We start from the raw sequence: 23,000 nt of genomic DNA on the forward strand, positions 1-23,000 counted from the left end.
TCTGGACTAAGTAGGATCACATAGAATATACTTAACAAAACGATAAAAAAATAAATAAACTTTTCTAGTTTGTTACGTGAGAGGCTATAAGTCGCTGTGAGTCAGCAATACATTGAAGTTGATTATCTTGAAGCCGAGCAGATTAAACCCCGACGGCGCTATGATCCCGACGAGATCGCAGCTAAATACCGCTATCGCCCTTGGGTGGTTCTCTGGCGGGCGTTAAGGATTATCTGGAACTTTGTTCAGTTTATTCTAGGTCTCAAGTGGGACGAGTGGCGTAACCAAGTTGAAAAGAATAGGTTTAAACGGGCTGCTCAACTGCGACATATCCTGACGCGCCTCGGTCCAACGTTTATTAAAGTAGGACAAGCTTTATCCACGCGCCCGGACTTAGTTCGCAAAGATTTTTTAGAAGAACTGATTAAGCTACAAGACCAACTCCCACCCTTTGACAATAAAACCGCCTTCGCGATTATCGAGTCAGAGTTAGATCGTTCGGTGAGCGAAGTCTATCGCCAAATTTCCCCTGATCCAATCGCGGCGGCGAGCCTCGGTCAAGTCTATCATGCTTATCTCTATACCGGGGAAGAGGTAGCCGTTAAAGTACAACGCCCTAACCTACTCAAATACCTAACTCTGGATCTCTATTTAATGCGGAAGTCAGCCGGGTGGTTATCCCGATGGCTTCCCCTGAATTTGGGTCATGATCTGACATTAATTGTCGATGAATTTGGCATTAAGTTGTTTGAAGAAATCGATTATGTCAACGAAGGTCGTCATGCGGAACTCTTTGCTAGTAACTTTCGTGATGACCCCAGTGTCAAAGTACCGACCATTTATTGGAGGCACAGTAACCACCGGGTCTTAACCTTAGAGTGGATTAATGGGTGTAAATTAACCGATACGAAAAGTCTTTGCACGGCTGGACTTGATGCTGACCAAGTGATTCAAACAGGCGTCATCGCGGGTTTGCGTCAACTCTTAGAACACGGCTTTTTCCACGCTGATCCCCATCCCGGTAACTTGTTTGCTATGCCCGATGGTCGCATGGCTTACATTGACTTTGGCATGATGGATCAGTTGGAGGAAGAAACGAAAGAAACGATTGTCAGTGCGGTTATTGATTTAATCAATAAGGATTATCCTGAGTTAGCGAAAAAGTTTGTTATCCTCGGCTTTTTAACTCCAGATACAGACATCACGCCAATTATTCCCGCCATAGAACGAGTGCTGGGAGACGCGGTGGGTCAAAGTGTACGGGACTTTAATTTTAAAACGATTACGGATAGTTTTTCCGAGTTAATGTTTGAGTATCCGTTCCGTGTTCCGGCAAAGTTTGCCCTGATTATTCGGTCTTTGGTGACTCAGGAAGGGTTGGCGTTAACCCTGAATCCAGAGTTCAAAATCGTTGAAGTATCTTATCCTTACGTCGCCAAACGTCTACTCAAGGGTGAATCGCCAGGTATGCGACGGCGGTTGATTGAGGTGTTGTTCAAGGATGGTAGGTTCCAATGGCAACGCTTAGAGAATATGATTGCGATCGCGCGGTCTGATGATAACTTTGATTTGCTCCCCACAGCCCAACTAGGATTGCAATATCTGTTATCTGAAGAAGGGAAGTTTTTGCGGCGTCAGGTATTACTGGCGTTGACGGAAGATGACCGATTGCACACTGAAGAAGTGCAACGCCTGTGGAATTTGGTCAAAGATGACTTGAAACCGGGACGGTTATTTAATGTGGCGTTAAATTCTTTGGGTACTATGTCAACGGAGCAAATTGCGGCAATTTTACCCCTGACAGCGATGATGGGGGACAATGAGTGATTATCATAAAACTGAACTTAAGTCAAGGACTAAATTTTCCCACAGATGGATAATCATGACCAAAGTAGAGTTGACTCAGTTCTGCCAAGGAAACATCGTTTTCCGGTTGGGGATTCCGCCAGAATGGATGAATCGGGAGTCGCGGCACACAACGATGGGTTTCAGGTGACAATAAAATCTGCTCAATTCGGTTTAAATAGCATTGAGCCGTACTCTCCCAGGTATAGTGATTCAGTACCAGTTGCTGAGTACGTTGAGAAAAACTCTGCCATTCCTGTTGATTACAAATTAACCGCTCCAATCCCCGCGCCATATCCGCCGGATCATCGGGGTCAATCAAAACCCCATAGTCTTGATTATCTGTCTGTAAGCTTTCTGTAATTCCCCCATTCTGGGTAACAACAACTGGTAATCCGGCGGCGGCGGCTTCTAAAGGGGCTAAACCAAAGGGTTCAAACAGAGAGGGTAGAGCGAATACGGAGCGGCGTTGGGCTAAAAAGCGATAGGTTGCGGCTAGGGCGGGTTGATCCGGGACGCAAAAGGCGCTAATTTTGCCCCATAAGTTATGGTCATTCACCACTTCTCGGATTGGTGCCAATACCTTTTGTTCTGTTTGTTCATCCTTTAGCTTCTCTTTTAGCGGATTATCTAATCCCGCCGTAATTAGCACGATATTGGCTCGTTCTTGCAAGGTGGAACTGTAGGCAAAGGCTTGCACAAGTCCCAAAAGATTCTTTTTGGGGTCTAATCGACTCGATGCCAGAATCACGGGTAAATCCCGCCGCGACTCAGCAATATCTCGCGCTAATTTATCTTGAACTAACTGATAGGTTGCTTCTTCGTTGGGAGAGCGAACCTCAGCACTAAACATATCTGGGTCTACTCCCGGTGAAATTACCGCAAAGCGAGAATCATTATCGACATCGACAGCACCCCGATACGCCGGATGACTATATTGGTTGAAGCGTTCTTGGCGAGTATTCGTAATATTAATTGCCGAGTGATTCATGCTGAGGCGTTCGACAACTAGGCGGTGTCCAAAGTAGTAATAGTCGTTCATTTGTGCCAAATTTTCTGGCGTCACCTTAAGTTTGTCCATCTTTTGAGCGCCTAGGGAATGGGCGGTAAACGTAAACGGTACGCCTGTTTGTGCTTCAAGTAATAAACCCGCCAGTCCCCCATCCGCGTAGTGGGCGGTCATGATGTCGGGAATTTCCCCTTGGTCTTGATAAAATTTCAGAATATTGGGTACCCAATCTCGAACCAGATGAGTCCAAAGTAACTCTTTGCGTAAAAATTCCTGGGGTCCGGCGGGTAAGCGGACAATCCGGACATTTTCTACACCGGGATACCCATCAAAGGGTTCTGCAAACCCCTCCCACTCTGGATCGATGATTTGACGGGTGAGAATATCAACCCGGTGTCCCTGCGCCGCGATCGCCAGGGCGACTTGCTTGACATACACCAGTTGACCGCCAAAGTCGGGATGTTCTGTAATATACCTATCCTCTGGGTCAAAGTTGCCTTGGGGGTTGAGAAAGCCAATGTACATTGTCTGAATAATGAAAGATGAATGAGGGATGCAACGGATGAGTTGACATCAGACAAATGATGTCTGGATGATAAATGATAGACGCAACGGATGAGTTAACATCAGACAAAATTCCGATCTGAACGATTATCAACGACTATAAGACAACGATTATCCAAGTACATTATAGGGGCTAGATAGTATGCAATCCGGTCAAATCCGACTCAACAAGGTGACAAAAGAATGGGTCATTTACGCACCGAGTCGGCGTAAGCGTCCCCAGGATTTTCAGCAAAAAAGTCACAACAAACAAACTTCAGGGATTCTATCGCGAGATTGTCCCTTTTGTCCCGGCAATGAACATAAAGCTGAGAGAATTTTCCTAGAGATGCCCAGCCGACACCACAAAGGCTGGCAAACGCGGGTTGTACTGAATAAGTTTCCCGCCTTAACTCCCGATGAAGACAGAGAACGATCGAAGGAGGGGATTTATTTAATGATGCCCGGTTATGGTCAGCATGAAGTGATTATTGAAAGTCCTGATCATCATCAAGATCTTGCCACAATGCCAATCGAGGACGTAGAAACGGTGATTGAGACCTATCACAAGCGCTACGTCACACTGATGCAAGCCCACAAGAATATGATGGCAATCATTTTTCGCAATCATGGGATGAAAGCGGGTGCATCGTTAAGTCATCCCCATTCTCAAATGATTGTCACGGGCATGGTTCCTCAAAATATTCGAGTGCGAGAACAAGAAGCCCAGCGATATTACGATCAATGGCAACGATGTGTGTATTGCGATATTTTAGAGTTTGAACAGCATCACCGCAGACGGGTGATTGCTGAAAATGAATCCTTCTTAGCGTTTATTCCTTTTGCGGCTGATGTGCCCTTTGAAACTTGGATTATGCCAAAGGAACATGAGGCAGATTTTGGCAGTATCTCCGCTATTGAAAAGTCACATTTTGCGTTAATTCTCAAAAATGTTCTGACTCGGTTGTATGACAAGCTAAGTGATCCCGATTATAATTACGTGATTAATACGGCTGCCCGTTATAAAGCTGAAGAACCCCAAATTCATTGGTATTGCCAAATTAGTCCTCGGCTAACTACCCCAGCCGGATTTGAACTGGGTTCTGGGATTAGTATCAATCCTTCTTTACCTGAAATTGATGCCGATTTTTTGAATTCTTAATTGGTTCTACAAATTCTCGGACTCTTTCTCGCGCAGTTCTCGCACGGCTTCCCGACTTAATCCTGTTGTTGCCGCGATCGCTTCGTCATCCAATAGGGTGAGTAGCTTTTTAGCAATAGCGCGTTGTTCTTCTTTTTTGCCTTCTTGACGACCTTCTTGACGACCTTCTTGACGACCTTCTTCACGACCTTCTTCACGACCCAGAGCAACCGCTCCTTGCTGATCATAAATAAACATTTCTCGACGCTCCAAATCTTCTAGTTCTTCGCGGGTTAGGTTGGCTTGATTGGCAATTTCAAAGGCGCGGTGGAGTTCGGGAATATTGTCCATATTTGTGGGAACTTCATCGAGCGATCGCGCGGATTTGATAAAGTAAATCCATTTATCAGTAATCGTTTCTAGTTCTTCAATTTCTTTGGTAAATTTGGGTAATTCAACAAAAATCAGTTCAATATCGTTTTCGGTATAAACATAGCCATCGGATACTTCTCGATAAACGAAGCGGGATGTAAACGGATGGCGACCCGGAAACATCTCAAAATCAGTCAAGGTTAGAGCAATGACTGGTTTAAGCATTCGGTAGCCTTCTCCTTTTTGCAGTTGAAAGGCATAGGTCTTGGCGGCGTTGAACAAAACTCTCTTCCCAAAGGATTGCACATTCAGGACTTGCATTTCAATGATCACCAGTGTGCCGTTTTTTAGTTGAGCTTTGACATCAAGGTAAGTATCTTTTAACCCCTCAACTTTCGGGGGCAAGTTGGGATTGATAATTTCTAAATCTTCAATAGTAGAGTTGCCGTTATAAATCAAGGCATTGAGAAAACTAATCAAAATGTCTTTGCTGTCAGCGGAACCAAAAATTTTCTTGAAGGCGTAATCAGTTTTGGGATTAATAAATCTCATCGTTTTGCTCAAAACATGAGGATTGAACCATTATACACTAAAACCTAAACTTATCTAATTCTTCATATTTGCTTGTTCAAAGCTGGCGTTCGCTTCCTCTTCTCGTCCTAAATGCCGTAACGCTAAACCCCGATTATTCCAGGCTTCCGGGTAATCTGGGTTTAATTCTAATGCCTGATCAAAGGATAGAATCGCTTCCTCTTCTCGTCCTAAATTCCGTAAGGCTACCCCGCGATTGTTCCAGGCTTGGGCATAATCGGAGTTTAATTCAATCGCTTGTTCAAAACAAACCATTGCTTCTTCATATCGCCCTAAATTATCCAAGGCTAATCCGCGATTATTCCAGGTTTCTGGGTCATCGGGTTGATGATCTAAGGCGTTGCTGAAACTGATTAAGGCGTCCTGATAACGTCCTAACTGGATTAGGGTAACTCCGTGATGATTCCAGGTTTTGGCATCATCGGATTGTAGGACTAAGGCTTGATCATAACTGTCTAAGGCGTCTTGGTAACGTCCTAGCTTCTCTAAAGCAATCCCTCGATTTGCCCAGGCTTCGGCAACATTAGGTTGAATGGCTAGGGCTTGATCATAACTGGCGATCGCAGCGTCCCAGCGCCCTTCTTGTAATAATAAATTGCCTCGGTTGACCCAAGCAGGATACAGTTTCGGTTGAAGTTCTAGGGCGTTATCAAAGGTGGTAATGGCGGCGTCTGGGCGGTCTAAATGCATGAGAAGTAACCCTTTATTATACCACGCTTGGAAATAGTCTGGCTTGAGGGTAATTGCTCGATCAAAACTGCTAATTGCGTCCTCTAAGCGTTCCAACTGACACAGAACCGTTCCCCGATGTTTCCAAGCCTCCGGGTGTTCCGGGTACAATTCAACCACTCGATCCAAACAAGCGATCGCCTCGTGGGGGCGTTGTAATTGCATCAAGGCGATACCTTGAATAGACCAAGCCTCTACATAGTCGGGTTGAAGTGTCGTCGCCTGTTGACAACTAGCGATCGCGTCGGCTAAATGCCCTAATTGAAATAATAAATGACCCCGATACAACCAGGCTTGGGCATAATCAGGTTTCAAGGCTGTCGCTTTATCCAAACAAGCGATCGCGGCGTTGGGTTGTTCTCCCTGCATTAGCGCTAATCCCTGCATGTACCACGCCTCGGCATAGTCGGGATTAAAATAGGTAGCATTCTGGCAACTCGAAACCGCTTCTCGATACCGTCCCAAACTATATAACGCACTACCCCGATTGCCCCAAGTGGCGTAATCATCGGGTTTAAGCTGCAACGCTTGGTCATAAGACGCGATCGCATCCTCTAAACGTCCTAAACTAAACAAGGCATTACCGCGATGAAACCAAGCTTCTGGGTAATTGGGTTGTAGTTTAGTTGCCTTTTCGCAGCTTGTCACGGCTTCGGTATAGCGAGTTAAATGAAACAAAACCAATCCCCGATTATTCCATGCTTCTGGGGCATCAGGTTGTAAGGTAATGGCTTTTTCATAACTCGCTAAAGCATCGTCTAACCGTTCCAACCGATAACATGTATTCCCTTGCTGAAACCACACCTCGTAATCATTGGGCTGTAGTGAAACCGCTTGTTGCCAACTGTCTAATGCTTCAGTATAACGGTTTAAATTAAACAGAATCCAGCCTTTATGTTTCCAAGCCTCCAGATAGTCATGATTTAAGCTTGTGGCTTGATCAAAGCTAGTTAATGCTTCCTCTTTGCGTCCCCCATTCATCAACACCAACCCTTGCATATACCAAGCTTGCACATAATCCGGTTGGCAGTGAGTCGCCTGTTGACAACTGGCTAACGCTTCTTCATACTGTCCTAAATTATACAGCGTACTTGCCCGATTTCCCCAAGCCACTGCCAAATCGGGATTAAATTGTGTCGCTTGGTCATAACTCGCTAAAGCGTCTTCTAGACGTCCTAATTTAAATAGAATATTTCCCTGATTAAACCAGGCTTCTGAGTAATCCGGTTTCAAGGTAATCGCTTTCTCATAGTTCGTCAACGCCGCGTCGAACCATCCTAGATGAAAACAAGTATTCCCCCAATGGAACCAAATTTCTGGCATATTGGGGTGGAATTGGGCAGCCTTTTCAAAACTCGCGATCGCTTCCCCGTAGCGCCCAATCTGAAAGTATTCAATTCCCTGTTGCAACCACTGATTGGCTAAATAGTCATTTGTCATTTGTCTTATGTCATTTGTTACCTGATTGGTTGCCCCATTCTCATATTTTCTTATATCTTAAAACTCGGTCAGGGCGGGTTTTGCACAAACATTACCATCCATAGCCACGCATAAAGTCCCTAAACCCGCCCCTACAAACCAGGTTCCCTTAAAGATCGTGAAGGGTCAACACTCAACATTTTTCCTAACGGCGATCGCGAAACAGAAAAATAAAGGCAATCACTACAGCGATGACGCCTGTGCTAATACTTCCCCAAAATACCGGAGTGAACAAGAATGGCGTCTCTTTCGCTGGGGGTAGTTGTTCGACCAAAACTGTCGCGGCGATACTGCTGACAATCAATCCGATACCAATTAAAGCGACGGTTGTATTCAGCGTGCGATTGCTTTTGGTTTGTTCAATACCACTCACACTACCAATCGTCCGAATTAAATTTTCCATCAATGGTAATCCGGGACGAAATGTCGCGCTATCTGTGGCAACTTGTTGCAGATATTTTTCATTCGCTACTTCACTAAAGTGGTTCAAAAACTTTAAATAGCTGCTTGTTTCGCGTTCCAGCTTTTGAATTCGCTTTTGATAATTTTCCAAATTTCCCTGAATCGTGGTCATATAATAGTCTAAATCATTTAAATTCATGGCATAATCTGATAAAATTGGCAAAGTTTGGATTAAGGTTGATTGCAGTTCTTTTAAATTTAAGCCTTGAGCAGGAATCGGATTGGGTAAAGTACGGACACTGGCAACTAAACGTCGAATTTCATAAGATTGAAGTTTTAAGTCTTGAGTACGACAACGACTTTGCCAGTATGCCCAAACAATTTTATGGCGATAGCTAAATAAGCGGATTAAATCCAAGTGAATGTCATACAGATTTTGCCGAATTTCCGTAACTTTTTTACCAGCAGGAAACATGCAAATGATCAAATGATAGTTTTCTTGACTAAACGACTCCCAGTCTTGCTGCCAATTATCGGGCGAATGCCAATATTCAAATACCCTTGACCCCAACAATCGTCCTGGTTCTCTAAATTCAGGAGTCCATTTCGGATTGGGCGTGAGCTGTTTATAACAGTCTTTAGCCAGTTGTTTGGGATCTTGATTACTATCAGCAATCTGTACAGACACTAGCCACGTTTGACCAATTGTGCCTTGCTGGGTGGGGAGCAGTTCCCAGGTATCCACCTGATGATTAATGTGAGAGGCAATAATTTTTTTTAGCTTACTTAAAGTTTCAATCCGTTGGGTCGCATCATTCGGTTGTTTTGTTTCTGGGTCTTTATAGTCACCTGAACAATTGACTTGCAGGGCGTAAGCATCTCCGAGTTGTAGCGCTCGATAGTATCCATCTAAGGGAGATTCAAATCCCTTAACCAAGAGTTGGACATAATCCGCTGCGGGATTTTCTAGGGCGGCTAATTGGTTGAGTTTATCATCGTCTAAGTTGGGATCGATTTTTTGCCAAAATTGTTGACGGTAGTGATGGATTTCCGGTAAAGAGTGACCGAAACTCTCGCGCAGGTCATATAAGAATAGATCGACGGTAGGGTAGATTAGCTGAGTCGGTTTGTTCATCATTGATGACCGTGGGAACGGGGGTGAGGTAGATGGGGGAGCTGGGGGAGCTGGGGGAGCTGGGGGAGATAGGGGAGATAGGGGAGATAGGGGAGCTGGGGGAGATAGGGGAGATAGGGGAGCTGGGTGAGCTGGGTGAGCTGGGGGAGCTGGGGAAGCAGATGAAGTCGGCGACAGTTTTTACCAAATGTAACGGATTGCAAAGTATAATGAAATCCAGAGTACACCGACAAGCACCTAACTAAAGAGTATTACTATCAGATGCGAGTTGCGATCGCTGGAGCGGGTTTAGCTGGACTTTCCTGTGCCAAATATCTCACGGATGCAGGTCACACCCCCATTGTTTTAGAACGTCGGGACGTTCTCGGCGGAAAAGTTGCCGCTTGGCAAGACGAAGACGGAGACTGGTATGAAACCGGGTTACATATCTTCTTTGGTGCCTATCCCAATATGCTACAGCTCTTTAAGGAGCTAGAGATTGAGGATCGGCTACAGTGGAAAGACCACACCATGATTTTCAATCAGCCAGAGAAACCCGGCACCTACTCTCGGTTTGATTTCCCGGATTTACCGGCACCGATTAACGGAATTATTGCGATTCTGCGAAATAACGATATGCTGACCTGGTCGGAGAAGATCCGGTTTGGCTTGGGTTTGATTCCCGCCATTATTAATGGTCAGAAGTATGTTGAACAGATGGATCAATATTCCTTCTCCGAGTGGTTACAGCGTCAAACTATACCGCCACGGGTAGAAAAGCAAGTCTTTATCGCCATGGCGAAAGCGCTGAATTTTATCAACCCTGATGAAATTTCGGCAACGGTGGTGTTGACGGCGCTGAATCGCTTTCTCCAGGAAAAGAATGGGTCGAAAATGGCATTCTTGGATGGTTCCCCAACGGAGCGCCTCTGTCAACCCTTGGTAGACTATATTACCGCCAGGGGTGGGGAGGTACGATTAAATGTTCCGGTGAAGGAATTTTTACTCAATCCGGATCAGACGGTACAGGGATTTTTGATTCGGGGTGAACATGGGGACGAAGTGCTGACGGCGGATGCTTATGTCTCGGCAATGCCTGTCGATCCCTTAAAGTTAATCATGCCTCAACCTTGGCGAGAGATGGAGTTCTTCAATAAGCTAGAAGGGTTAGAAGGGGTTCCGGTAATTAACCTGCATTTGTGGTTTGACCGGAAATTAACAGATATTGACCATCTACTCTTTTCGCGATCGCCCCTTTTGTCAGTGTATGCTGACATGAGCAATACCTGTCGGGAATACGCTAACCCTGACCGTTCGATGTTGGAGTTAGTTCTCGCCCCAGCTAAAGATTGGATTGGTAAATCCGATCAGGATATTGTGGCGGCGACGCTGGAAGAACTCAAGAAACTCTTCCCTAAACATTTTGATAGTGATAGCCCTGCCCAGTTGCTCAAGTATCACATCGTCAAAACTCCACGTTCCGTTTACAAAGCCATTCCGGGACGACAAGCCCATCGTCCCTCCCAAGAAACACCCATCCCCAATTTTTACTTGACTGGCGATTACACCATGCAACGTTACCTTGCCAGTATGGAGGGTGCCGTACTTTCTGGTAAGCTGACATCGCAGGTGATTGTCAGGCGTCATGAATCAGGAGGCTCAAGTCAACGGCTGTTTAAACAGGTGGACAGTAAAGAGGTTGTCGGTGCGGGTTAAGAGAAAAACTCATTATCCTCACCCCACTATCCGTCTTTACCGTAACTATCCCAGCTAAAGCCCTGGAACTAAAATCGGCGAGAAGCTGTTTTTTGTCTGTGGGCTGGAAGCTGGCGTTCCGTTGAACTGGGTTCCAAGACTGACCCGCTAAATTTTAGCGTACTTGAGCTTGGGTTCTGGGAAACGTGTTTCTCGACTATAGGAGTCAGTACCATTCTTTTGACTTCTTTTGACGGTTAACTGCTATGACTTAATCCAGGATCTACTCCTTCGCCCCTAACCGAATTACCTGCAACGAATGCTTCAATTGCCTAAATCTCCGCCCATGAGAAAGCTGGTTCCTGAATCTGAGGCTTATGAAATCTGTCGTCAGATTACAGCAAAATACGCCAAGACGTTTTATCTGGCTACCTTACTGATGCCAGAACAAAAGCGGCGTGCGATATGGGCAATCTACTTCTGGTGTCGGCGAACCGATGAACTGGTGGATGGTCCCCAAGCCCGTTTAACCACGCCGGAAACCTTGGATCGCTGGGAACAGCAGTTAGAATCTGTTTTCGCGGGACAGCCAATCGAGGACGCGGATGTAGCGTTAGTGGATACGTTGCAACGGTTCCCGATGGATATTCAACCGTTTCGGGATATGATTGCCGGTCAACGGATGGACTTATATCGCAGCCGTTATGAAACCTTTGAAGAACTGAAGCTGTACTGCTATCGTGTGGCGGGTACGGTGGGATTAATGACCAGTCCGGTGCTAGGATTTGACTTGGATTGGAGTCAAACGCCCTGGAATAGTCAGTTTGGGACGAATCCGGTAGAGGAAGCGATCGCGTTAGGGATTGCTAAACAGTTGACCAATATCCTCCGCGATGTTGGCGAAGATGCTCAACGGGGTCGAATTTACTTGCCATTAGATGAATTAGCGCTATTTAATTATACAGAAGAGGATTTATTTAAGGGAGTTGTGGACGAGCGCTGGCAGGAACTCATGCGCTTCCAAATTCAACGGGCGCGTAAGTTTTATACTTACGCAGAAAAGGGTATTGGGGCGCTGAGTCGGGATGCGCGTTGGCCCGTCTGGGCGGCTACGATGCTGTATCAGGGGATTTTAGATGTCATTGAGCATAATAATTATGATGTATTTACGCAACGGGCTTATGTGTCTAAGGGGCGGAAGTTGCTTTATTTACCAGTAGCGTGGTTGCGGGCGCAGGCGCTTTAATTGTCATTTGTCGTTTGTTATGAAACATTACTGGTAGGGGCGCACCGACGTGCATTGGTGTCAACTTAAGCTCAACCCCTTACCCCCAGCCCCTCTCCCACGCCGGGGCTATGCATTACCCACATCTTTCTTAAACATTGTGCGATCGCGTTTTCAAGCCGTTAGTTAAAATGGAACTTAATAGCTAGGAGTGAAGTAACTGCCAGGTAGCAGCGATATCTTGTAGTCTCTGCCAACCGCGCCAAATAGTTTTGACTCCAGGTTCACCATCATGTTTACGCCCTAAGAAACCGCCGAGTTGAGCAATCCAACCAACGGCTTGCCGGAGAGAAGGAGGTTGTTGTGGAGGTATAGGTTGAGAGTGAATAGTACAATAGAGAGCTTGCCACTCATGGGTCTGTAAAACAGTATCGCAAGGTGTATCAGGACTAGAGCGAGCTTGATAAGTGAGCCACAATAAGCGCCAAGCAACAATGGAATAAGTAGCCAAAGCACACTCAATACGCTCTCGTGTTTCCAATTGTAGTTGTTCGAGGTGACAACCGCTTTTAAGAACGTAGTGATAGCGTTCAATCAGCCAGCGAAAAGAGTACCATCGTATACATTGGACAGCTTCATCAAAACTATTGACAGGTAGGGTGGTTAACAATAACCAGCAAATGGGTGTGGTATCCTTGGGTGGATGAGATTCAGTAGCTAATACCACTTGAAGAGTAACTGGAGACAGTTTAGCTCTTTGGAGATGATGGCGAGGTGGTTGTATCTCTAGGGTAGCAAAGCGAACGGTTAGGGTAGCTTGCCTCTGGGGTCGCTGACCGTTACGAGGTACAGTAATGGTGACCAATCCCGCAACTGGCGCTTGCTCAATGCTGGCGTGCAAATACTTGGCTTGATGGTCAACACGACGATTATGAGTACCTCGGATCAATAGATGCGATCGCCTTTGACGAGTCATGGCAAATAAATCGTAAATATCCGCTTCGCGATCGGCAATCGTCACCACCTCTATGTCTTCAGGTAAGGCTAACTCGGTCGCAACGGAAGCACTTAGCCAGCATTGACTTTCTTTGTCGGCAGTCTGCCTTTGACGACGAGTATGTCGCTTGCCTACCTCTTGTGGATTACGTGCCCACACTTGTTGGTGTAGTACTCCTAAGGGTACGCCCAAGGTACTCACCGCCAACACCGAATGAACTTTTAATCCCGTCACCATTGGCTTGCTACTAATCGGACCCATACCCTTCTTGCTCGGATGGTGAGTGAAGTTGAGATCCGTTGTGTCTTGTATTGCCAAGACAACACTATGCTCTTGTGACCGTTCCACAGTACTGATTTGATGAGACAAACGGATGTCATCGGGTTTGATGCGTGGTGATTTCCACAAGTTGTAGGTAGCTTTGGTTGCTGCCCAATTTCCACAAGCCGTTGGAATGCTTTCATTCGGCTGTGCGGCTAAGTCTTCGACAATTTTAACCAGGCGTTTATTTCGCCGAGCATCACCTAAGTTAGCGTACCGCAATTCTTGGGCTGCCCATCGAAGTTCTTTCATTTCTTTATTTTCAGATGCGAATGCCACAAGAAGGGATTATAATCTCTGGCTCCTGATACATCCAGTCAGGCAATCCCATCCCGTAACCCGATCGCATCTGTAAACCAGCAATTGTACTGACTTGGACTACACAATTGCGCTCAGTCCCGCCAGATCGTGACGCGATCGCACAATGTTTAAGAAAGATGTGGGTAATGCATAGCACGCCGGGGAGAGGGGAGCAAGAGCATCCGATCCCCCTTCTCCCCACGGTGGGAGAAGGGGTTAGGGGATGAGGGGGAAATTTTGAGCAGTAAATAGACATAGCTGAAAACCTTACCAGCATTGGTTTTCGACCTTAAGTTGACACGGATGACCGACGTGCGCCCGATCTCACCGTAAAATCTCGTCCACTATTTTAGGTCGTCAGCCACCAACAACAATTTTATTATCCTCAACGATTACTCTTTTGATTGGGAAACTTGCATTTAATAGAGACTTCAAAATCAGCGTTACTTGACCCCTCAGCCAGCATCGGCAAACCTGTCTTTCCAGCAATTTTTAGACCAAATTTAATATTCATCTCTTCAATGTACGCTTACCTTTGGACAAAGTATAGCTCATTCAGATAAGAAGAGATTTGTCGAATTTCTAGATAAGCTGTCATGCATTTAAATTGGGTATTAGTAGCGAGCAAGATGCAAAGCCTGCGGCATGGCTTCGCTAAACGCACTACAAGGATTTCACCATTATTGACATCAAGGTTTAAATGCCGAACAGCTTAACAGCTTATTGAAGTCCACTTAGTAACGCACCTTACACTATGAAGTGTAAAATTAACTATAACAACTGAAACAAAACCAGACAGATGGTTCAAACCGCAATTACCCAAACGATTAAAACCCTAAACGATGTCCATAACAAGTTTAATCTTCGGCGAACGGAAGATGAACAATTCTTTACAGAATGGTTTGAGAACTTGCCTGAACTCACCCAACAGGAGCAAGCTACGTTAGACCAGATTAGAGACAGATACCGCTATCATCGAGCCGATGGAGTATTAGCCGAGGGAGCGGTCAATCTGATTGTTGTGTCTCGCTTGCTGGAATTGGCGGGTTTTTATGATTTCCCGTTTAAGCTGCGATCAGAAGTATCGGTTGAAATTACGACTGTTGTTGATGATGAGATTTTGCGGGGACGGATAGATTTTTTGGTCGTGTTGGAGCAATTTTGGGTTGTGGTACTAGAAGCTAAACACAGTGATCTCAATATTGAGTTAGCGATTCCCCAAGCTTTGGCTTATATGATGGCGAACCGTCATCCTGATCAACCCGTTTATGGTATGGTGACAAATGGAGGGATGTTTGCTTTTTTGAAGTTAAGCCAACAAGCATTTCCTGAGTACGATATATCTGATGTATTTTCGCTTCTTCCTCGCCGTAACCAGCTTTATGATGTGCTTCAAATCTTCAAGCGGGTAGCTGCGGTTCTCCAGGATTAGAGTATGGGTTCGGTAGTAGAAGCGGGTTTAGCCAATAAATTCGGGTAAAATCCAATACCCTTTATACAAAAGAGGAATTACACGATGCGATCGCACGGTTGACATACTCAGGCTGACTGGATAAGAGTTTGAGTCGTCTTTAGACGACTTGAGCTTTTAGCCAAGAACTTGAGTTCTTGGCGGGTATTAGGGCTTACAGAAAACGGGTTCAAAGACTTACCAAGTAAGCTCCATTCTTACTTTCGCGTAAAGTCAACAAATTTATTTCATAATTTTATATCGATTTACAAATCTCGCATTTGTTGCTCCACACTCATTGCAATTTGCAGCGCTTCATCGAGCAAATAACCATACTGATCTGTTGGCGGATCAAGTTCTCCCGCAACCAAACTGGTTAAATTATTCTCTAATGTAGCCATCAATTCATCCGGTCGTGCGATCACCCCTTGTTTCGTGCGAATAATTTCTATCTTAATTGCTTGCAGTAAACTGTTTTTGGTTACTCGTAAAGCCCTCAGCACCTTTTCACATGCTAACGAGTTATCCCCTTGCAGATTCTTTTCAGTCCGACTCAGTTGATTCAGCATGGCTAGGGATTTAACTACACGATTGTACTTATCCACTTGCCGTAACAACTTAGCTACAGATTTCCAGCGTTTTGCCTGATTCACAAGCCAAATATTTCCCAATGCCAAAATTAAGACTGATCCCGCCAAAAATAATAGAAATAAATTGGCAATGTCCGCCCCATCACTTGGCAAACTCCCCGATCGCTTCACCGCCAGAAACCCCACAGGCATAACAAAAATCAGAATTAGACCTAAACTAAAGACCTCAATAAACAGGAGCGATCGCAGATGTTGAGAGTTACGCCAAAATACCCCACGGTAAACCGTTGTCACCAGTCCCGCACTCAGATCTAAACCCCCGCTTTGCTCTAATTCCGCTGGAGTAATCGGCAATTCTGCTACATTATTTAGCATGAACGTATCTCCTGGATAATGAAAGTATTTGGCTTAGTTTAATCCTAGAGCGTGAGTCAGCGTTTTAAAAATATGCACATAGAAATTACTCTCTAAGGGACGAAACAGCGCAAAGTCTTTTCCTGGAGTACCAAAAAAGGGTCGCAGTGACCAACCCAACTGACTGCCAACAAAGCCGTAGAGAAATAACCAAGCTTGCACAACCTTCAAATTACGGGATTTATCCGTATCTTGAGAATGAGAATGCAGTGATTTCATGCTTTGGTAGAAAAACTGGACACCGATCACGCCAGTTAAGGTAAAAATGACCACATTGAGTAACTTGAAAAACTCGTAATCATTCACCGAGAGCAGGAAAAACAAAACCACGGGAACAAACGCCAAAAGCATGACGCTGATCACTGACGTGGTGGCTAAAAGCAACACTAAATATTGGCGAAAGTTGCGCTGTGAACCTGTGACGACTTCAAAAATATATAAACTGGGCAGACATACCAGCAGTGTGATTAAATAAAGACCGGGTAACTTAATCGCTGAACTAATCGCCTGAAGCCAATGACTCGACGCCCCAATTACCAATCCGTACAACGCGATAAACGAAGCGCTACACACTAACATTGAAACAATTTTACGGTCGAGTCCGATTTCCTTCTCAACCTCGGTCAGAAACGTCTTGCGATCGCGTAAAAAAGACATCAAACTGGAAAAGTGATTCATCCTATCCTCCAGGTATACCCGTCGCATCTCTACATTCCTCGACTATAACAGGAGCGCAGGGAGAGCGAGTTTTGCAGACAAGGGGGTCAAACTCGCCTCTACAGCTATGGGTCAATCAGACTCTTGTTACTCGGAACGAAAAGAAATTTGCCGAATCAGCATACTCACAAATTCACCCGGTTTACCTGTCGGTTGTAAGGGACTCCAAGCCATCACTTCAGCAAACTGGAGGCGGTACAAGGTGTGAATGATACTTTTGACGCCTCGACGAGAGCCAATAATCGAGATTTTTACAGGTTCACGGCTAGCGGTAGATTCTGGCGTCGCTGATGGGACGGGAGGTACTTTTTCTAGGTTATTTGAAACAAACTCTTGAGACATTGGATTCACCTAATTGTTGCTGAAATGTTACTAAATTTGATAACATTTAAGAGATTAGCGGATGTTACCATACTTGGCAACATTTACGGGGTCATGCTCCTCTGACACGATTGTCCTGCGGACAAGGTAAGCGCGACAGAAGCATGGGAAGAGCAGGACAAGCCCTCAAACAGACCCTAGAAGCCTATAAAATCAGCCAAAATAAATTGGCGGTAGCTTTAGGGATTGAGCGAAACAAAGTTTTTCGTTGGTTTCATGAAAAAATAGACCCAACAGCCGAAACCGTTGCGGATATTGTCAAAGCGCTGAATACAATCAATCCCGTCGCCGCCGAGATGTTCATTGAACTCTATCTCGGCGATTTAGTGGATAAGGAGGAGGAGTGAAGATTGTGCAGGAGTCAGGGCGGGTTTAGTTAAATTTAGGTGAGGTAAGAAACGATAGTTGTCAAACCCGCCCCTACACAAAACCTCCCCACCTTGTTCAGCTACTGCTGGGAAAATGTACGACAATGATAGAGGTGTCTTGCTGCGTCCGTGCGATCGCCTCCGGTTCTCCCCCTAATGTGGGAATCGCCAAAAGGTAGCTGGGATGGGTACTTGCCGTGAGAATAAGTAAATCATGACGTTGCACCATCCGCGACACGTTTTGTACAAAATTCCCCCGCACTTGCACCAACTCACTTGTGGTTGCCAACCCCCACTCCCTGGGCTGACATTCAAACTCCCCGACTCCCGTCACCACAATCACCAATCGAAACGTGGCTTTCAACGCCGCCGCTAAGCTTTGCGATAACATCACCGTCGGTTTAAACGTCACCGATACCGTCTCCTGATCCGTCGCCGCCAACACCACTCGTGCAGTATTCTCAATCGGCTGCGAGAATCGGGCAATTAATACCGGAACCTGCGATCGCCAGATAACATTATCAATCACACTGCCAAAAAAGCTCTCACGAGTCGTGGAATACCCCTTCCAGCCACAAATAATCAACGTCGCCTCTCGTTCGGCTGCCGTGCGGGTAATCCCTCGGTCAATCGTATCATCCACCCGCCCAATCGGTTCTACTTTAGTTACGGCTGCATGGGCAATTCGTTCCGCCGCCGCTAAAAGCTGGGTTTGTAGCATCTTCGCCTCTGGGGAAATGAGTCCGGTTTTATCCGATAAAACATGCAGCGGAAGTAAGGTTCCTTCGGCTGTTTTTGCTAAAATTAATGCCAATTGTAATAAATTATCTTCCGTCTTGGGATTCGCCACAGGTACTAATACCCGCTTTGCCAACGATGGCGGTTTTCCTTGATTTCCTCCCTCCTGTTGTCCGTGAGGTTTCACTTGTTTTCCCCAGCGTTCGGTAATCCAAGGCGAGGCGACACAGGTGACTAAAATCATGGCAATTATCCCATTTACGGTTAACTGATCCACCAGTTTAATTTCATAAGCTACCGTAATCGCCGCCAAGGTAGACGCCGCCTGTGCCATGGACAACCCAAACATGACCATAATACTAGGAAATTGAAACCCAAACAGCTTACCTGGTGCCCAAGCCGCGCCAAACTTACTCACCATTTCCGCGCCAATCATCACCAGCGCCACCAAGATTGATTTCGGCTGCTTGACTAAAATTAACGGGTCAATTAGCATTCCCACGGAAATCAAAAAGAATGGCACAAATAAGGTATTGCCAATAAACTGAATCCGATTCATTAACGGACTCAATTGAGGAATGATTTGGGTAATCGCAATTCCGGCTAAAAATGCGCCAATAATCGGTTCAATTTCAATTAATCCCGCCGCGTAAGACACCACAAACAACGTGGCGAGGACAAAAATAAACTCCGCCCCTTCATCATGTCCAAATTGGCGAAAGAACCAGCGCCCCAGTTTAGGAACGCCCCATAATGTCGCTACTGTATAGATAGTGAGGGCGGGAATCAGAAACAACCAGAATCCTAGGGTCAGATTTCCGCCATCGGCTTTCACGACTACCGCCAGAACTAAGAGTCCCAAAACATTAGTAATTAATGTTCCGCCCAAGGTTGTGGTTACGGTTTGTGTCCGCATTAATCCCAACTTGGTGAGGATAGGTAATGCCAAAAGTGTATGGGTGGCAAAACAAGACGCGACTAGAATCGATGCTAGCCAACTATATCCTAGGAGTAACATTGCCACCGTACCCAGAATCATGGGGAAAGAGAATGTGGCTAAACCAAAAATTGCGGCTTTATCGGCGTTATATTTAAGGTCATCCAGGCTGGTTTCGAGTCCCGCCATGAACATTAAAAACAAGAGTCCCACCGTTCCCAAGAGGATGATGGTACTATCCCGTTCTAATAACCCCAGCACATTGGGTCCAACTATCACACCCGCTAGAATTAAGCCAACAATACCCGGAAGTCGCAATCGTTCAAACAGGAGTGGCGCGACTAACATAATTGCCAAAATGGTTAAGAAGACGGCAACAGGGTCAGTAATTGGACTCGGGAATAAAGCAACCGCCGTTAAGGTAGGATACATCATAAGTAGTCGGACAAAACTAAAGTTAACGGTTGAGAGGAGGGAACAGGGAATACCTCGACTTACCTCGACTCCGCTCGGTAACACGCTCAGTGTGTCACAGGGAACAGGGAACAGTAAGGGTTTTATAAATGCGGCGACACTTTGGGTTTAAAATTGGCTTTTTCTCGGGTTCAGAGTTCAATGTTGCTCCTAGCGCGGGTTTAAATGGATATTGTGATTATATCCTGACGGCTTCCCCAGACTCTTATGAAATTCGGACTCCTGTGCTTACCCTAGTTGAAGCTAAGAACGAAAATATTAAGTCAGTTTTGGCGCAGTGTATTGCTGAAATGATTGCGGCTCAACTGTTTAATCAAAGCAACGAGGAACCGAGGGAGAGTATTTATGGGGCGGTAACGACGGGAACAGAGTGGAAATTTCTGGAGTTACGCGATCAGACTGTTTTTATTGATAAACGCGACTATTTTATTAGTGAGGTGAGCCGGATTTTGGCTGTTTTAGCTTTTACGGATGTCGCTGATAAAATGAATTTCACTATTGAGGATGCTGTTTCTTTAGGCGGTTGTCTTCTTGATGTGCTAAAAGACGATATCAAAAATCAAAGTTGTTCGGAAAGGACGAGGCTTGAGACGCATGAATTCCGGTCAATCTCTGACTTTTGAATCGATGTCGTTTATGGTATCGGGGTTTTGATAAGCTGTCATGCATTTAAATTGGGTATTAGTAGCGAGCAAGATGCAAAGCCTTCGGCATGGCTTCGCTAAAGCCTGCGGCATGGCTTCGCTAAACGCACTACAAGGATTTCGTCATTATTGACATTAAGGTTTAAATGCCGAACAGCTTAAGTCGAATGGCACTGACTTTAGAGTTTGTAGTAAGCGCTTTAGCGCTTCTGGCACGCTTCGTGCCTACTACGAACCCAGCTTAAGTCAGTGACATTCCACTTAAGATGACTATAGGCGATTTTATTTAAACGAATGGTTCAATCCACTCTGTATGTTAACCCCACAACGGGTCAGGATGCGAATATAGGCACTGCGGATGCTCCCTTTCGCACCTTAACCCACGCGATCGCACAAGCTACGGCTGATACTACGATTTACCTGGCGCCGGGGATGTACAATGCGGCTAACGGGGAGCGATTCCCGATTGTGATTCCCTCTGGGATGATTATCATCGGTGATGAGTCGAGTAAAGGTAAGGATATATCTATTGTGGGGAGTGGTGATTATAGTAGCCCCAGTTTTGGCAGTCAATCGATTACGGTTAAACCTGATTCTCAAGCGGAATTGCGCGGGGTGACGGTGACGAATCCAGTCACTAAAGGGACAGGGATTTGGATTGAATCCAGCGCCCCGATTATCGCGAATTCTACTCTAACTCGTTGCGGTAGGGAGGGGATTTTTGTCACGGGGACGGCAAAACCGGTGATTATGGATAATGAATTGAGTGACAATGCCTCCAGTGGTATCTTTCTGGTGCGAAATGCGAAAGGGGAACTGCGGCGCAATCGCTGTCAACGGACGGGGTATGGGATTGCCTTGAGTGATAATGCGGCTCCGTTAATTGCTGATAATACGTTAATCAATAATAAGGCGGGACTTGTTCTCTCTCGCCAAGCTAAACCCGTTCTGCGCCGGAATCGGATTGAAAAAAATACCAATGGGGGGCTAATTGTCAATGGGTCTGCCCAACCGAATTTAGGTAGTCGTCAAGACCCAGCCGGGAATATCTTACAAGATAATGGTGATGTTGATTTACAAAATAGTACGTCATTGACATTAGTTTCGGTGGGCAACTTGTTAAATCCTGCCCGTATTTCTGGTGCAGTTACCTTGAGTGCAGCAGAGGTTCCCGCATCAGCACTGGGTCCGACTCAGTTTAGTGATTTGGGCAATCATTGGGCAAGTCGGTTTATTCAGGAATTAGTTAAACGGGAGTTAATTAGCGGGTTTCCTGATGGCACGTTTAAGCCGGAAGCGAATATTACCCGCGCCCAGTATGCGGCGATTATTGCCCAAACGTTTAACTTACCGCGCCAGGTGGGGGCGACATCGGGGTCATTTCGCGATGTCGCGGATAACTTTTGGGCGGCGGCGGCGATTCGTAAGGCGGCGAGTATGGGATTTATCTCTGGATTTCCTGATGGCACATTTCGCCCCCAACAAAATCTGACCCGGATACAGGCGCTGGTTTCGGTGGTGAATGGGTTGGGATTAGGGAGTGGGAATGGCAACCTACTTTTGTTTTACCGCGATCGCGCCCAGATTCCCAGCTATGCTACAGATGCTATTGCTACGGCGACACAACGGCAATTGGTGGTGAATTATCCCCGCCCTCAAGAACTTAAACCCATGCAAGCGATTAGCCGCGCCGAAGTCGCTGCCTTAATTTACCAGGCGTTAGTCTCAACTGGCGAAGCCTCGGCTATCTCATCTCCTTATATTGTTAACCCGGAGGGGTATGTTCCCTCGTTTACCGATATTCAAAATCATTGGGCGGCTGATTTTATTCGCCCTCTCGCCGGATTAAACTTAATTAGCGGCTTTGCTGATGGTAGCTTTAAACCCGATGCCCCATTAAATCGGGCGCAATATGCGGCGTTAGTGGTGAAAGTCTTTAACCCCACACCCATCCGCCCCGCTACTCAATTTAGCGACGTTCCCGCCAACTTCTGGGCGTCAGCCGTCATTAGCCAAGCCTATCGCGGTGGCTTCCTTTCCGGCTTCCCCGACCAAACCTTTCACCCCCAACAAAGTTTACGGCGGGTTGAGTTGATTGTCTCCTTAGTCCAGGGGCTGTCGTTACCTGAGGCAGAGGGAAACCCCTTGGAAATTTATCAGGATCAAGATAATATTCCCATTTACGCCCAATCTGCTGTAGCGGCAGCTACTCAAGCCGGGATTATCGTCAATTATCCCAAACCCTCCCGGTTAAACCCGAAAAAAGCTGCCACCCGTGCCGATGCCACGGCGTTTCTGTATCAAGCCTTAGTGCAACAAGGGCGTGTCAATGCTATCAATTCCCCGTATATTGTTCAAGGATCAAAGAGTTTTTAAGGGATGTAGGGGCGGGTTTCACTATTATCGTTTTTTTCCCGCCCCGATGTAACTAAACCCGCCCCAACCAAAGTTTTGAGTTTGTTTGTTCCCTGTTCCCTGTTCCCTGTTCCCTGTTCCCTGTTCCCTGTTCCCTGTTCCCTGTTCC

General features: G+C 45.9%; 20 protein-coding genes. 9 read left to right on the forward strand and 11 right to left on the reverse strand.

The annotated features are described in order from the left end of the window. Positions 1 to 96: 96 nt before the first annotated feature. Positions 97 to 1,827: an ABC1 kinase family protein gene (locus tag MC7420_RS20430; RefSeq protein WP_006102611.1), complete on the forward strand. Its 1,731-nt coding sequence runs from the start codon at positions 97 to 99 to the stop codon at positions 1,825 to 1,827. Between the two features lie 22 nt (positions 1,828 to 1,849). Here the strand turns inward: MC7420_RS20430 and MC7420_RS20435 are convergent, their stop codons facing one another. After that, positions 1,850 to 3,379 (reverse strand): glycosyltransferase, encoded by a 1,530-nt coding sequence (locus MC7420_RS20435; RefSeq protein ID WP_006102579.1) that lies wholly within the window; start codon positions 3,377 to 3,379, stop codon positions 1,850 to 1,852. A 181-nt stretch (positions 3,380 to 3,560) separates the two neighbouring features. Between MC7420_RS20435 and galT the strand changes: the two genes are divergently transcribed. Then, a complete protein-coding gene (gene galT, locus MC7420_RS20440) occupies positions 3,561 to 4,559 on the forward strand; it encodes a galactose-1-phosphate uridylyltransferase (protein ID WP_006102606.1) in 999 nt (332 codons plus the stop codon). Positions 4,560 to 4,565: 6 nt separating this feature from the next. Here galT and MC7420_RS20445 read toward each other — a convergent pair whose 3' ends face one another. The 3 genes from MC7420_RS20445 to MC7420_RS20455 form a co-directional block, all read right to left on the reverse strand. Further along, positions 4,566 to 5,462: an Rpn family recombination-promoting nuclease/putative transposase gene (locus tag MC7420_RS20445; protein WP_006102798.1), complete on the reverse strand. Its 897-nt coding sequence runs from the start codon at positions 5,460 to 5,462 to the stop codon at positions 4,566 to 4,568. Positions 5,463 to 5,516: 54 nt separating this feature from the next. Next, positions 5,517 to 7,670 (reverse strand): tetratricopeptide repeat protein, encoded by a 2,154-nt coding sequence (locus tag MC7420_RS20450; protein ID WP_006102775.1) that lies wholly within the window; start codon positions 7,668 to 7,670, stop codon positions 5,517 to 5,519. 184 nt (positions 7,671 to 7,854) lie between these two features. Next, a complete protein-coding gene (locus MC7420_RS20455; RefSeq protein WP_157453255.1) occupies positions 7,855 to 9,249 on the reverse strand; it encodes a DUF308 domain-containing protein in 1,395 nt (464 codons plus the stop codon). Between the two features lie 29 nt (positions 9,250 to 9,278). Here MC7420_RS20455 and MC7420_RS41685 point away from each other — a divergent pair, with 29 nt between their 5' ends. The 3 genes from MC7420_RS41685 to crtB all read left to right on the forward strand — a co-directional run bounded on the left by MC7420_RS41685 (position 9,279) and on the right by crtB (position 12,166). Continuing rightward, the gene (locus tag MC7420_RS41685) at positions 9,279 to 9,491 is read left to right on the forward strand and encodes a hypothetical protein (RefSeq protein ID WP_044208587.1); all 213 of its coding nucleotides are present in this window, start codon (positions 9,279 to 9,281) and stop codon (positions 9,489 to 9,491) included. Positions 9,492 to 9,507: 16 nt separating this feature from the next. Next, a complete protein-coding gene (gene pds / locus MC7420_RS20465) occupies positions 9,508 to 10,941 on the forward strand; it encodes a 15-cis-phytoene desaturase (RefSeq protein WP_006102673.1) in 1,434 nt (477 codons plus the stop codon). A gap of 298 nt (positions 10,942 to 11,239) precedes the next feature. After that, complete coding sequence (crtB, locus tag MC7420_RS20470) at positions 11,240 to 12,166, forward strand: 15-cis-phytoene synthase CrtB (RefSeq protein ID WP_044208590.1); 927 nt, start codon at positions 11,240 to 11,242, stop codon at positions 12,164 to 12,166. 184 nt (positions 12,167 to 12,350) lie between these two features. On the opposite strand, the gene MC7420_RS20475 is transcribed toward crtB, so the two are convergent. The 3 genes from MC7420_RS20475 to MC7420_RS44125 all read right to left on the reverse strand — a co-directional run bounded on the left by MC7420_RS20475 (position 12,351) and on the right by MC7420_RS44125 (position 14,277). Next, the gene (locus tag MC7420_RS20475; protein ID WP_006102762.1) at positions 12,351 to 13,715 is read right to left on the reverse strand and encodes an IS4 family transposase; all 1,365 of its coding nucleotides are present in this window, start codon (positions 13,713 to 13,715) and stop codon (positions 12,351 to 12,353) included. Positions 13,716 to 13,725: 10 nt separating this feature from the next. Then, entirely contained in the window at positions 13,726 to 13,920 is a 195-nt protein-coding gene (locus tag MC7420_RS38285; protein WP_157453301.1) for a hypothetical protein, read from the reverse strand. Between the two features lie 228 nt (positions 13,921 to 14,148). After that, complete coding sequence (locus MC7420_RS44125; RefSeq protein ID WP_006102741.1) at positions 14,149 to 14,277, reverse strand: CU044_2847 family protein; 129 nt, start codon at positions 14,275 to 14,277, stop codon at positions 14,149 to 14,151. Positions 14,278 to 14,562: 285 nt separating this feature from the next. Between MC7420_RS44125 and MC7420_RS20480 the strand changes: the two genes are divergently transcribed. Beyond that, positions 14,563 to 15,195 carry a type I restriction endonuclease gene (locus MC7420_RS20480; protein ID WP_006102638.1) on the forward strand — a complete coding sequence of 211 codons (633 nt, stop codon included), beginning with the start codon at positions 14,563 to 14,565 and terminating at the stop codon, positions 15,193 to 15,195. 284 nt (positions 15,196 to 15,479) lie between these two features. On the opposite strand, the gene MC7420_RS20485 is transcribed toward MC7420_RS20480, so the two are convergent. From MC7420_RS20485 to MC7420_RS20495, 3 genes are all read right to left on the reverse strand, one after another. Next, positions 15,480 to 16,178 (reverse strand): hypothetical protein, encoded by a 699-nt coding sequence (locus MC7420_RS20485; RefSeq protein ID WP_006102705.1) that lies wholly within the window; start codon positions 16,176 to 16,178, stop codon positions 15,480 to 15,482. Positions 16,179 to 16,211: 33 nt separating this feature from the next. Beyond that, positions 16,212 to 16,895 carry a hypothetical protein gene (locus tag MC7420_RS20490; RefSeq protein ID WP_006102745.1) on the reverse strand — a complete coding sequence of 228 codons (684 nt, stop codon included), beginning with the start codon at positions 16,893 to 16,895 and terminating at the stop codon, positions 16,212 to 16,214. Positions 16,896 to 17,021: 126 nt separating this feature from the next. Further along, positions 17,022 to 17,276, reverse strand: coding sequence for a hypothetical protein (locus MC7420_RS20495; RefSeq protein ID WP_006102618.1), 255 nt, complete (start codon positions 17,274 to 17,276; stop codon positions 17,022 to 17,024). A gap of 143 nt (positions 17,277 to 17,419) precedes the next feature. Here MC7420_RS20495 and MC7420_RS20500 point away from each other — a divergent pair, with 143 nt between their 5' ends. After that, positions 17,420 to 17,662 (forward strand): helix-turn-helix domain-containing protein, encoded by a 243-nt coding sequence (locus tag MC7420_RS20500; protein WP_006102603.1) that lies wholly within the window; start codon positions 17,420 to 17,422, stop codon positions 17,660 to 17,662. A 97-nt stretch (positions 17,663 to 17,759) separates the two neighbouring features. On the opposite strand, the gene MC7420_RS20505 is transcribed toward MC7420_RS20500, so the two are convergent. Further along, positions 17,760 to 19,790 carry a cation:proton antiporter domain-containing protein gene (locus tag MC7420_RS20505; protein ID WP_198016521.1) on the reverse strand — a complete coding sequence of 677 codons (2,031 nt, stop codon included), beginning with the start codon at positions 19,788 to 19,790 and terminating at the stop codon, positions 17,760 to 17,762. 131 nt (positions 19,791 to 19,921) lie between these two features. On the opposite strand from MC7420_RS20505, the gene MC7420_RS20510 reads away from it, so the two are divergent. Together MC7420_RS20510 and MC7420_RS20515 are read left to right on the forward strand one after the other, a co-directional pair. Further along, entirely contained in the window at positions 19,922 to 20,455 is a 534-nt protein-coding gene (locus tag MC7420_RS20510) for a hypothetical protein (RefSeq protein WP_006102622.1), read from the forward strand. A 315-nt stretch (positions 20,456 to 20,770) separates the two neighbouring features. Beyond that, positions 20,771 to 22,852 carry an S-layer homology domain-containing protein gene (locus MC7420_RS20515; RefSeq protein WP_006102633.1) on the forward strand — a complete coding sequence of 694 codons (2,082 nt, stop codon included), beginning with the start codon at positions 20,771 to 20,773 and terminating at the stop codon, positions 22,850 to 22,852. Positions 22,853 to 23,000: the final 148 nt, after the last annotated feature.

Source organism: Coleofasciculus chthonoplastes PCC 7420 (genome assembly GCF_000155555.1).
In the GTDB taxonomy this organism is placed as follows: domain Bacteria; phylum Cyanobacteriota; class Cyanobacteriia; order Cyanobacteriales; family Coleofasciculaceae; genus Coleofasciculus; species Coleofasciculus chthonoplastes_A.

Excerpts from the sequence above, each read along its gene's own strand:
- MC7420_RS20455 (WP_157453255.1), bottom strand. The coding sequence starts at position 9,249 with ATGATGAACAAACCGACTCAGCTAATCTACCCTACCGTCGATCTATTC.
- MC7420_RS20505 (WP_198016521.1), bottom strand. The coding sequence starts at position 19,790 with ATGTATCCTACCTTAACGGCGGTTGCTTTATTCCCGAGTCCAATTACT.
- crtB (WP_044208590.1), top strand. The coding sequence starts at position 11,240 with ATGCTTCAATTGCCTAAATCTCCGCCCATGAGAAAGCTGGTTCCTGAA.
- MC7420_RS20510 (WP_006102622.1), top strand. The coding sequence starts at position 19,922 with ATGCGGCGACACTTTGGGTTTAAAATTGGCTTTTTCTCGGGTTCAGAG.
- pds (WP_006102673.1), top strand. The coding sequence starts at position 9,508 with ATGCGAGTTGCGATCGCTGGAGCGGGTTTAGCTGGACTTTCCTGTGCC.
- MC7420_RS20500 (WP_006102603.1), top strand. The coding sequence starts at position 17,420 with ATGGGAAGAGCAGGACAAGCCCTCAAACAGACCCTAGAAGCCTATAAA.
- MC7420_RS20495 (WP_006102618.1), bottom strand. The coding sequence starts at position 17,276 with ATGTCTCAAGAGTTTGTTTCAAATAACCTAGAAAAAGTACCTCCCGTC.
- galT (WP_006102606.1), top strand. The coding sequence starts at position 3,561 with ATGCAATCCGGTCAAATCCGACTCAACAAGGTGACAAAAGAATGGGTC.
- MC7420_RS20490 (WP_006102745.1), bottom strand. The coding sequence starts at position 16,895 with ATGAATCACTTTTCCAGTTTGATGTCTTTTTTACGCGATCGCAAGACG.
- MC7420_RS20450 (WP_006102775.1), bottom strand. The coding sequence starts at position 7,670 with ATGACAAATGACTATTTAGCCAATCAGTGGTTGCAACAGGGAATTGAA.
- MC7420_RS41685 (WP_044208587.1), top strand. The coding sequence starts at position 9,279 with ATGGGGGAGCTGGGGGAGCTGGGGGAGCTGGGGGAGATAGGGGAGATA.
- MC7420_RS20445 (WP_006102798.1), bottom strand. The coding sequence starts at position 5,462 with ATGAGATTTATTAATCCCAAAACTGATTACGCCTTCAAGAAAATTTTT.
- MC7420_RS20435 (WP_006102579.1), bottom strand. The coding sequence starts at position 3,379 with ATGTACATTGGCTTTCTCAACCCCCAAGGCAACTTTGACCCAGAGGAT.
- MC7420_RS20485 (WP_006102705.1), bottom strand. The coding sequence starts at position 16,178 with ATGCTAAATAATGTAGCAGAATTGCCGATTACTCCAGCGGAATTAGAG.
- MC7420_RS44125 (WP_006102741.1), bottom strand. The coding sequence starts at position 14,277 with ATGAATATTAAATTTGGTCTAAAAATTGCTGGAAAGACAGGTTTGCCG.
- MC7420_RS20480 (WP_006102638.1), top strand. The coding sequence starts at position 14,563 with ATGGTTCAAACCGCAATTACCCAAACGATTAAAACCCTAAACGATGTC.
- MC7420_RS20515 (WP_006102633.1), top strand. The coding sequence starts at position 20,771 with ATGGTTCAATCCACTCTGTATGTTAACCCCACAACGGGTCAGGATGCG.
- MC7420_RS20475 (WP_006102762.1), bottom strand. The coding sequence starts at position 13,715 with ATGAAAGAACTTCGATGGGCAGCCCAAGAATTGCGGTACGCTAACTTA.